12 protein-coding genes are annotated in these 14,592 nt (G+C 66.3%); 4 read left to right on the forward strand and 8 right to left on the reverse strand.

Annotated features, from left to right (window positions below):
• Nucleotides 1-141 precede the first annotated feature (141 nt).
• From EWH12_RS04920 to hflK, 8 genes are all read right to left on the reverse strand, one after another.
• A complete protein-coding gene (locus EWH12_RS04920; RefSeq protein WP_129925896.1) occupies nt 142-1,479 on the reverse strand; it encodes a cell wall hydrolase in 1,338 nt (445 codons plus the stop codon).
• Between the two features lie 21 nt (nt 1,480-1,500).
• Entirely contained in the window at nt 1,501-2,430 is a 930-nt protein-coding gene (gene cysK / locus EWH12_RS04925; RefSeq protein WP_129925897.1) for a cysteine synthase A, read from the reverse strand.
• On the reverse strand, nt 2,427-3,731 hold the full coding sequence (locus tag EWH12_RS04930) for an MFS transporter (RefSeq protein ID WP_066604399.1): 1,305 nt from the start codon (nt 3,729-3,731) through the stop codon (nt 2,427-2,429). The genes cysK and EWH12_RS04930 overlap by 4 nt, the downstream gene beginning before the upstream one ends.
• Nucleotides 3,732-3,857: 126 nt before the next feature.
• Nucleotides 3,858-4,247 carry a hypothetical protein gene (locus EWH12_RS04935; RefSeq protein ID WP_129925898.1) on the reverse strand — a complete coding sequence of 130 codons (390 nt, stop codon included), beginning with the start codon at nt 4,245-4,247 and terminating at the stop codon, nt 3,858-3,860.
• Between the two features lie 34 nt (nt 4,248-4,281).
• A complete protein-coding gene (locus EWH12_RS04940; protein WP_129925899.1) occupies nt 4,282-5,913 on the reverse strand; it encodes a helicase HerA-like domain-containing protein in 1,632 nt (543 codons plus the stop codon).
• Between the two features lie 156 nt (nt 5,914-6,069).
• A complete protein-coding gene (locus EWH12_RS04945) occupies nt 6,070-7,575 on the reverse strand; it encodes a Do family serine endopeptidase (protein ID WP_066604387.1) in 1,506 nt (501 codons plus the stop codon).
• 135 nt (nt 7,576-7,710) lie between these two features.
• Nucleotides 7,711-8,559, reverse strand: a complete 849-nt coding sequence (hflC, locus tag EWH12_RS04950) for a protease modulator HflC (RefSeq protein ID WP_066604385.1) — start codon at nt 8,557-8,559, stop codon at nt 7,711-7,713.
• The gene (gene hflK, locus EWH12_RS04955) at nt 8,559-9,686 is read right to left on the reverse strand and encodes an FtsH protease activity modulator HflK (RefSeq protein WP_207212359.1); all 1,128 of its coding nucleotides are present in this window, start codon (nt 9,684-9,686) and stop codon (nt 8,559-8,561) included. Before hflK ends, hflC begins: the two co-directional genes overlap by 1 nt.
• Before the next feature lie 74 nt (nt 9,687-9,760).
• Between hflK and EWH12_RS04960 the strand changes: the two genes are divergently transcribed.
• From EWH12_RS04960 to hemH, 4 genes are all read left to right on the forward strand, one after another.
• Nucleotides 9,761-10,753, forward strand: a complete 993-nt coding sequence (locus tag EWH12_RS04960; RefSeq protein WP_129925901.1) for an Mrp/NBP35 family ATP-binding protein — start codon at nt 9,761-9,763, stop codon at nt 10,751-10,753.
• A gap of 82 nt (nt 10,754-10,835) precedes the next feature.
• Nucleotides 10,836-11,270 carry a CoA-binding protein gene (locus EWH12_RS04965; RefSeq protein WP_129925902.1) on the forward strand — a complete coding sequence of 145 codons (435 nt, stop codon included), beginning with the start codon at nt 10,836-10,838 and terminating at the stop codon, nt 11,268-11,270.
• Between the two features lie 38 nt (nt 11,271-11,308).
• Complete coding sequence (locus tag EWH12_RS04970; protein ID WP_129925903.1) at nt 11,309-13,576, forward strand: xanthine dehydrogenase family protein molybdopterin-binding subunit; 2,268 nt, start codon at nt 11,309-11,311, stop codon at nt 13,574-13,576.
• Entirely contained in the window at nt 13,573-14,589 is a 1,017-nt protein-coding gene (gene hemH / locus EWH12_RS04975) for a ferrochelatase (RefSeq protein WP_129925904.1), read from the forward strand. The genes EWH12_RS04970 and hemH overlap by 4 nt, the downstream gene beginning before the upstream one ends.
• Nucleotides 14,590-14,592: the final 3 nt, after the last annotated feature.

Raw genomic sequence — 14,592 nt, forward strand, 5'->3', positions numbered from 1 at the left:
AATTCGAAGCCAGACCCCGAGCGATCCGGGGGACGGCCTATCCCGTTACGCACAGCGCAGAGGACGACCGGATTGCCGCCGATATAGGCGCTGGCGCCCGGTTTGTGAAGGGGGCAGGTAAGCCGCCAAAACGCCAAGCGTTCAAGGTGTCGCTGTTCTTGTCTCACCGGCGGGCATGACCGGCGCGATCTTCACCGTTTCGAACCGCCCCTTGCGCCGGACACCGGCCAGCGCTTCGGTGGGCAGGGTGGGGACAATGGTCGGCACGCGCTGGCGCATACATTCCTCCTTCGCCGTCCGCGGCGTCTGCCCGCAATTCCACAGCGCCCGCTGCAAGCCGCTGCCGGCGTTATGGATATAGGCGAAGCTCATCGTCGCCATCTGCGCGTCGCTGAGAGGCAGGCCCGCAGGCGCAGCGCCCGGCCGCCATGCCATGATCCGGCATTCGACCCGCCCGGCGCAGAAGGTCTGCGCCATCGCCGGCCAGCCATCCGCGCCGCCGCTGCCGGCAGGCAGTTCGACCAGAAAGCTCTTCGCCCCCGGCGCGATCGCGATCAGCCGAACCCCCGCCACCGTACGCCCCAGCGAATCCGCGCCGATCGTCTGTTGCGGCCGGGCGGCGAGCGCTGCGGCAGCCTCCGCCGCCGCCACGGTCGGCGGCGGCATCAAGGGGGTATCCGTCCCACCCTGATGCGCAGGCGAGAAGCGCGCGATCCGGCCGATCAGCGGCTCGCCCTTGTCGTCGCTCTGGTGAAATGCGGGGGGCGTCCCCCACCAGCCGCGCCAGCGGAAGAAGAGGTGCGTGCCGACCGCCGCGATCTTGTCCAGGCTGCCGCTCCAATAGGGCACGACCCAGTCGGTATGATAATGGGTGGCGTGGCCGACCGGCTTGTAGACCTTGCCTGCCAGCGCGGCGCGGGCGATCTCGCGCGCGCGGCCCCAAGCGGCCTCGCCCGGCGTGCGGGTCAGCGCCCCGTCGCAACTGAAGGTGAACTGGCATCCGGTGCGCCGTTCCTGTCCCTGAAACACGACACCGCAGACCGTCTTGGGGAAGGCGGGGTGGCGCACGCGGTTCAGCACCACCTGCGCCACCGCCTGTTCGCCCACGGCGTCGTCGCCCGCTTCGAAGATTTCCGCCGCCGCCAGGCAATCGGTCGCACGCGCCAGATCGGTTTCGGAGCCCGAAAAGCGGAAGGGCCGGGCGGCCGGGTTGGGATCGCGCGAAAAGGGGATGGTCGCGTTGAACGCCACCGCCTGGTTCCGCTCCAGCGCGAAGACCTCGACCGGCTCCACTGGCGGCGGCGGCGTGGTGGGGCGTTTCATCCGTTCGGCTTCGACCACGGCCATCCGGCGCGCGCCCGCGTCCGGCCGCGCCCGCGTGTCCCAGGCGGCGGCCAGTGCGGGCAGGCCGACAAACAGGAGTGCCCAGACCAGCCACAGGAAAGGATGCGGCCGGGCCGGGGGAGGTAGGTCGGTCATGCCTCGCTTGCCGCCAATAGCCTATTCGGGCAGGAAGTCGGGCACCGACAGATAGCGTTCGCCGGTATCATAGTTGAAGCCCAGAACCCGGCTGCCCGCGGGCAGTTCCTTCAGCTTCTGCGCGATCGCCGCCAGCGTGCCGCCCGACGAGATGCCGACCAGCAGGCCTTCCTGCGTCGCGGCGCGGCGGGCATAGTCCTTGGCGTCGGCCGGATCGACCTGGATCACGCCGTCCAGCAACTGGGTGTGCAGGTTGGCCGGGATGAAGCCCGCGCCGATGCCCTGGATCGGGTGCGGGCCGGGCTGGCCGCCGCTGATGACCGGGGAGAGGGTCGGTTCGACCGCGAAGATCTTGATCGCGGGCCATGCTTTTTTCAGTACTTCGGCGACGCCGGTGATATGGCCGCCTGTGCCCACGCCGGTAATCAGCGCATCGATCGGCATGTCGGCGAAATCGGCCAATATCTCCTGTGCGGTGGTGCGGACATGCACGTCGATATTGGCGGGATTTTCGAACTGCTGCGGCATCCAGCTACCCGGCGTCTGCGACACCAACTCCAGCGCGCGTTCGATCGCGCCCTTCATGCCCTTTTCGCGCGGCGTCAGGTCGAAGCTGGCGCCATAGGCCAGCATCAGCCGGCGGCGCTCGATCGACATGCTTTCGGGCATGACCAGCACCAGCTTGTAGCCCTTGACCGCCGCGACCATGGCCAGGCCCACGCCGGTATTGCCCGATGTCGGCTCGATGATGGTGCCGCCCGGCTGCAACTCGCCGCTGGCCTCCGCCGCCTCGATCATGGCCAGCGCGATGCGATCCTTGATCGACCCGCCGGGATTGGACCGTTCCGACTTGATCCACACTTCGGTGCCGGCGGGCGCATCGCCGAACAGCCGGTTGATGCGGACATGTGGCGTATTGCCGATGGTTTCGAGAATCGTGGCAGCTTTCATGGGTTTTTCTCCTGGCTGTTCTCTTCTCGCCCGATGTCGGGTGGATCGAAGCTTCGTGCAAGGCGCAATTCGGGAAAGAGTCGCGCCCAGAATAGGGTGATGATGATAGCACCGACGCCGCCGCCGATCACCGCCGCGACAGGGCCGACCAGCGCGGCGAGGAAACCGGACTCCGCCTCGCCCAGTTCGTTGGAGGCAGAGATGGTAAGCTGCGACAGGCTGGACACCCGCCCGCGCATCGCATCGGGCGTGTGCAATTGGACCAGTGACTGGCGCACGAAGACCGACACCATGTCCGCGCCGCCCAGCACCACCAGCGATGCGATCCCCGCCTCGATCGCGATGCCGCGCGGCAGGAAGGCGGTGCAGCCGAACGCGATGGTGGCCAGGCCGAACAGGATGACCGACCCCAGCATCTTCAGCCCCACCTCGGTCTTCATCGGACGGAAGGAGAACCAGAGCGCGGTCGCCGCCGCGCCGATGCCGGGCGCGGCTGCCAGATGGCCCAGCCCGGCCGACCCCACATGCAATATGTCGCGGGCATAGACCGGCAGCAGCGCGGTCGCGCCCGCCAGCAGCACCGCGAACAGGTCCAGCGTGATCGTCGCCAGCACCAGCCGGTTGCCCTTCACATAGGTGAAGCCGTCGATCATCTGGCGTACCGGATGGCGGCTGGTGTCGCGCGGCGGCTGCGGCACCGGCCCGATCAGCAGCATCGCGCCCAGCGCCACGCCATAGAGGATGGCCGCCAGCGCATAGGCGCCCCAAGGGGTGGCGGCATAGGCATAGCCGCCTACCGCCGGTCCCGCGATCATCCCGGCCTGCCACGAGACGCTGGAAATGGCGATAGCGGTGGGCAGCGCGGCTGGTGGCACCAGATTGGGCGCCAGCGCGCCATAGGCCGGGCCGTTGAAGGCGCGGGCGATGCCCACGATCACGGCGATCCCGAAGATCAGCGGCAGGCTGACCCAGCCTTCATAGGTGGCGAAGGCAAGCAGCCCGGCCGCGATCGTCAGCAAGGTGAGCGTCAGCCGGGTGATGATCCGCCTGTCATAATGGTCGGCGACCCATCCGGTGACGGGTGTCAGGAAGAAAAGCGGCAGGAACTGCGCCAGCCCGATCAGGCCAAGCTGCGCCGAAGCGCCTGCGGTCGTCATCGTCTCCCGCGCGATATTATAGGCCTGCCACGCCAGCACGATCATCATGCTGTATTGCGCCAGCACGGCGCACAGCCGTCCCGCGAGATAGGCCCGGAAATTGCCGAAATGCAGGGGGTGGCGAGGGGAGGGGGCAGCCGTCATGGCCACGGCTTTAGCGGCGCTTATATTGCCGAAGCAACAGGGGTGCGGCCCACCATGCAACAAGATTTGCTTTGCGACCTATGAGCGGGGCGGGCGGCGATCCATCGCTCCGCCCCACATAGCCGATCAGCGTTGCAACAGCACGCCGCTGACCGATCCGTTGCGCACGGAGCAGACGAAGGGTGCGGCCCCGCCCTCGGCAAAGCCGATCTCGCCCTCCACCTCCCATCCGGTCGCCATGGTGCTGGCGCGGGGGCGGCCGATCAGCTTGCCGTCGGGGCCGGCCTGGTACAGCGCCTTGGCCGCGCAGGCGTCGCGTGCGGCAGCGGCCGTTGCGATCGCGCCATAGCCTGGCGAGGCATAGGGCGTGCGACGGGCGTCGCGCTCGGCCTGCCGGTCGCGCGCGATGTCGCTGGCGATCGCAGCGCCGATGACATGATGGGGATCAATCGTCTGGGCGTGGAGCGGGCTGGCCGCGACCAGCGCTACTACTGTCCAAATCGCTGTCTTCTGCATGACGCGCCGCCTCCCTGCCGGTAGACAGCATAGCCTATTTGAACAGGCTGCCCAATATGCCGCGGACCAGTTTGCCGGCGATCCCGCCGGACGAGGATTTGCGGCTCGTGCCGCCGAACACGGCGCGGCCCAGTTCGTTGGCGACTTGCCTTCCGACCGATGAGCCCGCCGCCCGCGTGGCCGACTGGATCGCTTTGTCGAAAGCGCTGGGCTTGGCCGCTTCGCGCGCCTCCACCGTTTCGCGCCGGGCCTGCGCCTTCAATTCTGCCTCGCGCTGCTTCGCCTCGATCTTGGCTTGGGCGGCGGCGGTTTTGTCGGCCTCTGCCTGCGCCTTTTGCGCCTGCGCTGCCGCAGCGGCGGCCTGCCCGCGTGCGGCCAATATCTCTTCAGCCGATTCGCGATCGACTGCGTCGTCATATTTGCCGGCGACCGGCGAGATCGACTGGATGATCGCCCGCTCCTTGGCATCCAGCGGTCCCAGCCGCGACCGCGGCGGCGCGATCAGCGTGCGTTGGACGATGCCGGGCGACCCGTCCTCCTGCAGCAGCGAAACCAGCGCTTCGCCGACCTTCAACTCCGTAATCGCCGTCTCGACGTTCAGATCGGGATTGATGCGGAAAGTTTCGGCCGCCGCCTTGATCGCCCGCTGGTCGCGCGGGGTGAAGGCGCGCAGCGCATGTTGCACCCGGTTGCCCAGCTGCCCGGCGACATCCTCTGGAATGTCGATCGGGTTCTGGGTCACGAAATAGACGCCTACGCCCTTGGACCGGATCAGGCGCACGACCTGTTCGATCTTGTCGGTCAGCGCCTTGGGCGCGTCGTCGAACAGCAGATGCGCCTCGTCGAAAAAGAAGACCAGCTTAGGCTTGTCGGGGTCGCCGACTTCCGGCAGCGTCTCGAACAATTCCGACAACAGCCATAGCAGGAAGGTCGCGTAGAGTTTGGGGCTCTGCATCAGCTTGTCGGCGGCCAGCACGTTCACGTAACCGCGCCCTTTTTCGTCCACCTGCAGCATGTCGTGGATGTCGAGCGCGGGTTCACCGAAGAAATGGTCGCCGCCCTGGCTTTCCAGTTGCAGCAACTGCCGCTGAATCGCGCCGACGCTGGCCTTGGTGACATTGCCGTAGCGGGCCGACAGCGTATCGGCATTTTCCGCGCAATAGGCCAGCATCGCCTGCAGATCGCCCAGATCGAGCAGCAGCAGCCCTTCCTCATCGGCATATTTGAAGGCGATGGACAGCACGCCTTCCTGCGTTTCGTTGAGGCCCATCAGCCGCGCGAGCAGCAACGGCCCCATTTCACTGACGGTGGTGCGGATCGGATGGCCTTGCTCGCCATAGAGATCCCAGAAGATCGCCGGATTATCGGCATAGCTATAATTGCTGATGCCGATTTCCGCCGCGCGCGCCACCAGCTTGTCGGCATTTTTGGCGGTGGGGGAACCGGCCATGGATATGCCGGTAAGGTCGCCCTTCACGTCGGCCAGGAACACCGGCACGCCAAGCGCGGAAAAACTCTCGGCGATTCCCTGCAAGGTCACGGTCTTGCCGGTGCCGGTCGCGCCTGCGATCAGCCCATGACGGTTGGCGCGGCGCAGGTTCAGCATCTGCGGAACGCCGCCTTCCTTCTCCGGTGCGCCCAAGCCGATGAAGATACCGTCGCTCATTGCTGCAACTCCGAAAAGAAAAACCCGTTCGCCCTTAGCCTGTCGAAGGACCTTTCTGTTCTTCAGGGGAAGAAGAAGGCTTCGACAGGCTAAGCCCGAACGGGTCTGATAGGACGTCCTCACTCTACCGGGCTAGGACGGTTCGGCAAGCGCCGCTTACTTGTCGCGCAGACGTACCGGCAGGAAGATGGCTGGCTGACCCCGCCGCAGCACCTGAAGCAGGATAGCGTTGCGGCCCTGGGCCGCCACCGCCTTCGCCTGCGCGTCCAGCTCCGCCTGGCTTGCGACCGGGCGGTTGTTGGCGCTGATGATGACATCGCCGCGGCGCAGGCCCTTGGCTCCCGCGTCAGTCGACCCATCGACCGCCGTGATGACGACGCCCTTCGTGTCGGCGGCGATGCCGAGCTGGCGGATGATGCCCGGCGTCAGCGGGATCGCCGAGATGCCCAGCGCCTGCTGTGTCGCTTGACCCGGATTCTGGTCCTGCTGGCTGAAATCTTCGTCGCCTTGCGGTTGGGCGAAATTGTTCAATTCGTCTTCGGACGGACGCTCGCCGACGATGGCGGTGACGGTCTGCCGCTGGCCGTTGCGGATCAGGATGATCGGCACGCGCGCGCCGATGTCCTGATTGGCGACGATCGAGGATAGATTCTGGTCTGCGGTCACTTCCTGGCCGGCAACGCTGACGATCACGTCGCCCGCCTTGATCCCGGCTTTTTCAGCACCCTTGCCCGGCTCCACGCCTTGGACGAATTCGCCACGATTCTTGGCGAGGCCGAGCGAGTCGGCCAGGTCTTCGCCCAGCGGGCTGATCTGCACGCCCAGATAGCCGCGCTTGATCGCCTGGCCCTTGCGCAACGTATCGACGATCGGCGCCGCCTGTTCCGAGGGAATCGCGAAGCCGATGCCCACATTGCCGCCCGACGGCGACAGAATCTGGCTGTTGATGCCGATGACATTACCGCGCATGTCGAACATCGGGCCGCCGCTATTGCCCTGGTTGATGGACGCATCTGTCTGGATGAACTTGTCATAGGTGCCGCCGGTGCCACGATGCAGGGCGGAAATGATGCCCGCCGTGACCGTACCCGAAAGGGCGAAGGGGTTGCCGATCGCGACGACCCAGTCGCCCACACGCGCCTTGCTGCTGTCGCCGAACTTGACGAAGGGCAGGGGCTTTGGCGATTCTATTTTCAGCACCGCCAGGTCCGTCGCAGGGTCGCGCCCAACCAGCTTGGCGGAAAACTCCTGCTTGTCGGTCATGGTGACCGTGATCGAATCGACGCTTGCGCCTTCAGCGCCGGCAGACACCACATGATTGTTGGTGACTATATAACCGTCGGCGGAGATCAGGAAGCCCGATCCCAGCGATTGCGCCTGCCGGGTCTGGGGCTGTCCACCCTGACCCTGACCGAATAATTCGCCAAATGGCGTGCCGGCGAAAGGATTCTGCACCTTCACCCGCTGCTTGGTGGAGATATTGACCACGGCGGGTTGCAGTTTCTCGACCATGTCGGCCAGGCTGGCCGGCGCACCCGCGGGCGCCGCAGCCGTGAGGCCTTCATTCTGCGCGGTCTGCGCCCCGACATTGGAACTGGTCGTGACCGCAATGGCGGTGCCGCCGAGCAGCAGGGCGCCGGTGATGGCATAAGCGTAACGCACTCGTGACGGTCCTCTTCAAAGCTTCATGGTAAGGAAGGCGGGACTTTTAGGAAGCCCTCAGATGCTCCGCCTTGCCTTAACCCTCATTGAATGACGCTGGTTCCGTAATGATCTCCGGGGGATCATGACGAAAGTTTAACGTCGTCCCTGAAATTGCCGCAGGAATTCATTGTCCGGCGACAGGATGATATTGGTCTGGCCCGGCCGATCGGGCGCGAAGGTGTAGCGATAGCTCTGCATCCCGCGATAGAAATCGTAGAAGGACGGGTCCTTCCCGAAGCTCTCGGCATAGATGCGCGCAGCGTTGGCGTCGGCTTCCGCGCGGATGATCTGCGCCTGCTTGGCGCCTTGGGCGCGGATGGTCAGCGCTTCCTGCTCGCGCGCGGTGCGCATCCGGGTGAAGGCGCTTTCCAGCGGCGTGCCGTCGGGCAGATCGGCGCGCTTGATCCGCACGTCGACGATCTCGGCGCCATATTGGCGCGCGACCCGGTCGAGGCCCGCCTCGATATTCTGCATCACCTGGCCGCGTTCGGGGCTGAGCAGCGCGGCGAAGGGCCGCTTGCCCAGTTCGTTGCGCAGCGCGGATCCCAGGATCGGGCGCAGCGCCTCGCCGACCCGCTCTTCGTTGCCCGCCGCGATATACATGCGCAGCGGATCGACGATGCGATAGCGGGCGAAAGCGTCGACCTGAAGCCGCAACTGGTCAGTCGACAGCACTTGCTGCCGCTCCATCTCGACCGACAGCACACGCTTGTCGATCCAGACGATCTGATCGACGAACGGCCAGCGCCAGATGATGCCGGCGCCGGTGTTGCCGAAACTTTCGTTGGGGCGATAGCGGTTGATGATCGCCTTGGGATCGCCGAAGCGGACGACCACGCCCTGTTTGGTTTCGGGCACGATCGCCACGGTGCTGCCGACCATGATCAGCAGGGCGAGCAGGATCAGCGCGAGGGCGACGGGATGGCGCAATATGCCGGGCATCACTGGCCTCCCGTGCTGGCGGCGTCTGGCGTCGGGGTGGGCTGCGCCCGGCGCTTGATTTCGGGCAGCGGCAGATAGGGCGTCACATTACCGCCCTCGACGATGGTCTTGTCGACGTTCGACAGCACGCCCTCCATGGTTTCATAATACATGCGGCGGCGGGTCACGTCGGGCGACAGCTTATATTGCTCATAGACCTTGTCGAAAGCCGCGGCCTCGCCCTGCGCCTTGGCCGTCACCTGTTGGGCGGCGGCGCGCGCTTCGTTCAAGTAGGTCTGCGCCGTCTGCTGCGCGGCGGACACCGCCTTGAACGCATCGTTGACGGCGGTCGGCGGGTCGGCCTGCTTGATCGCGACGCCCTGGATGCGGATGCCCGACTTGTAGCCGTCCAATATCTCCTGCATCCGCAATTCGACCTGCTGTTCGATCGCGGTCCGCCCGGCGCCCAGCGCATCGTCTAGGCTGACGCTGGCGAGCACGGAGCGCATCGCGCTTTCGGCGACTTCGCGCACGCTCGCGTCCGGGTCCGACAGCTGGAACAGATAGAGTTCCGGGTTGCGGATGTTCCAGCGCACCGAATAAGCGAGATCGATGATATTCTGGTCCCCGGTCAGCACCAGATTTTCGCTCTCCGCACTGGCGGAGCCTATATCGATGGTGCGGATTTCCTCGACATCGACCGTCGTCACCGCCTCGAACGGAGCGGGCATGGTCAGGCTGATGCCGGGTGTCAGGGTGCGGCTATATTTGCCGAGCAGGGTGACGACGCCGCGCTCCTGCGGGCCGACGCGATGGAAACTGGTCAGGACCAGCCACAATATCACAACCAGGGCGATGGCGATCGGCCAGAGCGCCTTGCCCGACGCGCGCGGGGGAAGCCCGCCGAAGCCACCGCCATTCCCGCCGCCGCCCTGGCCAAAGCTTTCGCGGCCGCGGCGCAGTAGTTCTTCGATGGCGGATGGCCCCTTCTGGCCGCCGGACGGTCTGCCCGGCTGGGTCCACGGATTGCGCGGGCCGCCGTCGCCGCCACCCCTCTGTCCGTCCCCTTCGGGTCCGTCATTCTTGCTGCCCCAGGGGCCTTGGACCATCGCTGCGATCGCGGGCATCCACCCGAACATTCTTCTCATGCCACCTTCTATAGGAAGGCTCTTCGCCGAAAAACAGTGCAAATGCCTGCGATTATTTCCTACAGGGCATGGCCATGACCGATCTTGCCGATTTCACCGCCCGTCTGACCGCCCTTACCGACGGCCGCGCCAGCGCGCCGCGGCTCAAGGAAGGGGTGATGACCATCGCCCTGGACGTAGGCGGACTGGAACACGATCGGCGCGATGGGTTAGCCGCGGCGATCCGCGAAGGCGCGCTGACCGTGCCCGGCGTCACCGACGTCCGCATCGCCATGACCGCAGAGCGAAAGCCCGCAGAAACGCCGCCCGCCAAGGCGCCGCTGCGCATTCTGGCCGTCGCGTCGGGCAAGGGCGGGGTGGGCAAATCCACCCTGTCGGCCAATCTCGCCGTCGCGCTGCACCGGCTCGGACTGAAGGTCGGGCTGGTCGACGCCGATATTTACGGCCCGTCGCAGGCGCGATTGATGGGGAGCGAAAATCAAAAGCCGCAAGCCCGCGACAAGAAGCTGATTCCCGTCACCGGCGCGCTGGGCATCCCGATGCTGTCGATGGCGCATCTGGTGGAGCCGGGCAAGGCGCTGGCCTGGCGCGGGCCGATGGTGGGCAATGCGCTGACGCAGCTGATCGATGCGGAGTGGGGCGAGACGGAATTGCTGGTCGTCGACATGCCGCCCGGCACCGGCGACATCCAGTTGACCATGGTGCAGAAGCACAAGCCCGCCGGCGCGGTGATCGTGTCCACGCCACAGGATCTGGCGCTGATCGACGCCACCCGCGCGGTCAGCCTGTTCCATCAGGCCGGGGTGCCGATGGTCGGCCTGGTCGAAAATATGGCCGGCTATGCCTGTCCCCATTGCGGCGAAGTCTCCGATCCGTTCGGCCATGGCGGCGCTGAAAGCACGGCTGGCGACCTGTCCATGCCCTTCCTTGGCCGTGTGCCCCTGGCGATCGACATCCGTCGCCGCTCGGACGCGGGCGATCCGCCGGCGGCGGGCGAGGGCGTCCATGCCGACGCCTTCCACGCCATCGCGCGCAAGGTTGCCGACTGGCTTAAGGCATCGGCCTGATTATAGCGCCCGGTCGCGCCGGGAAAGGAACGTCTTGCGTCCGCCTGCGTCCTCCCCATCTCGGTCGCAAAGGAGATACGCCATGCCGCTCACCGCCCCGCAGGACATCGCCGCCTTGCTGTCCGAAACCCGCACCATCGCGCTGGTCGGCATTTCCGATCGCCCGGACCGCCCCAGCTATGGCGTGATGAAATTCCTTCAGGACCATGGCTATCGCGTCCTGCCGGTCAATCCGCAGATTGCCGGTGAGCATGTCCATGGCGAATTTGTCTGGGGCCGCCTGTCCGACATCGGCGTGGCCGTCGACATGGTCGATATCTTCCGTCGCAGCGAAGCGGCGGGGGAGGCGGTGGACGACGCCATCGCCGCCGGGGCCAAGGCGGTGTGGATGCAACTGGGCGTCGTCAACGAAGCGGCGGCGGCGCGCGCCGAAGCGGCCGGGTTGAAGGTGGTGATGGATCGTTGCCCGGCGATCGACATTCCCCGGCTTGGCGTCGCACCAATAGTCGCTGATTAACGCTAGGCAGCGCGCGCCTGCGGCTCTATCAGGCTGGCATGGCGCGCATCCCGCGGAAGCAATCCGGCAAACATCAGGGCATCAACCGGCGCACGCTGCTGGTCGGCGGTGGCGCAGCGGCGGGGCTGCTGCTCGCCTGGGGCGTATGGCCGCGCAGCTACCAGCCCAATCTCAACGCCGGTCCCGGCGAAACCATCGTCAACGCCTTCCTGAAGATCGACGCATCCGGCCAGATCATCGTCGTCGTGCCGCAAACCGAAATGGGGCAGGGCGTCACCACAGTCCTGCCACAGATATTGGCCGACGAACTGGGCGCGGACTGGCGCACAGTCGCGGTGCAGAGCGCGCCGATCAGCCCGCTCTACGCCAACACCCTGCTGGCGCGCGCATGGCTGGCGAGCGACTGGACGCGGCTGCTCGGTGACGCTGGCGACTGGGCGATCGGCCAATATGCGACGCGCGGCGCGCTGATGCTGACCGGCGGTGGCACCTCCGTCCCGATGTTCCGCGACGCCTATCGCGATGCCGGCGCGGCTGCCCGCGTGCTGCTGTGCAAGGCGGCGGCGGCGCGCTGGGCCATTCCCTGGGAAAGTTGCGACATTCAGGATGGCATCATCTCCGACGGCGGCGCGCGCCGCATGAAGATCGGTGATGTGGTCGCGGATGCCGCCCGGTTCGACCTGCCCGATATCCTGCCCTATCGCCAGGGGCAGGATGGCCGCCTGTCCGGGCAGGATCTGCCGCGGCTCGATACCCCGTCGAAGATCGACGGCAGCCATAATTTCACCGCCGACATTCGTCTGCCCGACATGGTCTATGCCTCGATCCGGCAGGGACCGATCGGCGACGCCGTGCTGGCCGGGCTGGACGAGCGCGCCGCCGGCAGCGTCACCGGCTTCCTCAAGCTCGTGCGGCAGGAACGCTGGGTCGCCGCGGTCGCCAGCAACTGGTGGGCCGCGAACAAGGCGCTCGACCTGTCCGACCCGGTCTTCACGCTGCGCGGCGTGCCGGTCAGCAGTGGCGGCATCGACGACGCGCTGGAGGCGGCTTTTGCGGGGTCGGACGGCCGCCGCCTCTATGCCCAGGGCGATCTCGCCCCGGTGTTCGAGGGGGCGACCATCCTAGCCAGCGAATATCAGGTCGATGCCGGGCTGCATCTGGCGCTCGAACCCCAGTGCGCCACCGCCCGCGTCACCGACGACGGCGCGGAAATCTGGATGGCGACGCAGGCGCCCGGCCTCGCCCGTGCGGCGATCGCCGATGCGCTGGGCCTGCCGGAACGGGCGGTGACGCTCTATCCGCTCCATGCTGGCGGGTCGTTCGGCCGCAGGATGGATTGGGATGCCGGGGTGCAGGCGGCGCTGCTGGCGCGCGCCATGGGGCGGCCGGTGCAACTCCTCTGGTCGCGGCTGGAGGATGTGGTCCAGGATCGGCCCAGCGCCCCCGCCCACGCCCGCATGGCGGCCAAGCTCGGCCGCGCCGGCGCGATCGAAGGCTGGCTGGCGAAGGTCGCCGCGCCCTGCGCCCTGACGCAGACATGGGCGCACATCGCCGACGGCGTCTTACCGCACGTTGCGGCGGCGGACGCCGCGGACAGGGCGACCCGGCTGGCCGTCGCCGGCATGGCCCCGCCCTATGCCATTCCCAATTGGGCGGTCGATCATTTCCCGACCGATGTCGGCCTGCCGCTCGGCTTCACCCGCGGTAATGCGCATCTGCACAGCGCTTTCTTCACGGAAAGTTTCGTCGATGAACTGGCGCATCTGTCGGGGATGGAGGCCATGTCCTTCCGCATCCAGATGCTGGGCGGCAATCCGCGCCTCGCCCATTGCCTGTCGACCGCGGCGTCGATGGGCGACTGGCAGGGCGGCATAGCGGGCAGCGGGCAGGGGCTATCCGCCCATATGATGGACGGCGCCTATGCCGCCATTATGGTGGAGGCTGCGATGAACGGCGATAAGATCAGCGTCAGCCGCATCGTCGCGGCCGTCGACGCCGGCGATCAGGTCAATCCCGACATCGCCCGCCAGCAAATAGAAAGCGGGCTGGTCTATGGCCTTGCCTACGCCATGGGCGCATCCGTCCCTTATGAACGCGGCCTGCCCACCCGCGCTATCCTTGGCCGCATGAACCTGCCGCGCCTCGCCGACATCGGCGAAGTCACGGTGGAACTGATGCGCAGCACCGCCGATCCGGCCGGGGTCAGCGATCTGGCAGCGCCGCTCGTCGCCCCCGCCATCGCCAACGCCCTGTACACATGGACAGGTCAGCGTATGCGCAGCCTGCCGCTAGTGGGAGCCGCATGAACCAGCCCGCCAATCATCCCGTCATTGCCACGCCCAAGGTCGGCGTGTTGCTCATCAATCTCGGCACGCCCGATGCGCCCGATCCAAAATCGGTGCGTCGCTATCTGGCGGAATTTCTCTCCGACCGGCGCGTGGTGGAGATTCCGCAACTCCTTTGGCAACCGATCCTGCGCGGCGTGATCCTCACCACCCGCCCGAAGAAATCCGCCCACGCCTATCAACAGGTGTGGACGCCGGACGGCTCGCCGCTGGCGGTCCATACCGGCGCCGCCGCCCATGCGCTGCAACAGGCGATGGGGCAGGGCGTGGTGATCGACTGGGCGATGCGCTACGGCAATCCGGCCATTGCGGCGAAGCTGGCGGCGATGAAGGCGCAAGGCTGCGAACGCATCCTGCTCGCGCCGCTTTATCCGCAATATAGCGCCGCTACCACCGCGACCGCCAATGACGCGGCCTTCGCCGCCTTGGCCGCAATGCGCTGGCAACCCGCCATTCGCACCTTGCCGCCCTATCATGACGATCCGGCCTATATCGCCGCGCTCAAGGCGTCGATCGACCGGCATGTCGCCGCACTCGACTTCGTTCCCGACGCGCTGCTCGCCAGTTTCCACGGCATGCCCGAACGCACTTTGCATCTGGGCGATCCCTATCATTGCCAATCGGTCAAGACGGTCCGCCTGCTGCGTGAAGCCCTGTCTCTGAAAAACCCGCCGCTGCCGGTCCATATGAGCTTCCAGTCGCGCTTCGGTCGCGCCAAATGGCTCGAACCGGAAACCGAAGCTACGCTCGCCAAATTGGTGAAGGAAGGTGTCCGCAATGTTGCCGTGGTCACACCGGGATTCGCGGCGGATTGCCTTGAAACCCTAGAGGAAATCGCCCTGCGTGCGAAAGATGTTTTTTTGGCCCAAGGTGGCGAAAAATTTGCCCTTTTGCCCTGTCTAAACGCATCAGCGGAAGCTATCACTCTGTACGACAGGCTTGTGAGCCGCGAACTTTCGGGTTGGATCAACTGACCC

This window comes from Sphingobium cupriresistens (assembly GCF_004152865.1).
Taxonomy (GTDB): domain Bacteria; phylum Pseudomonadota; class Alphaproteobacteria; order Sphingomonadales; family Sphingomonadaceae; genus Sphingobium; species Sphingobium cupriresistens.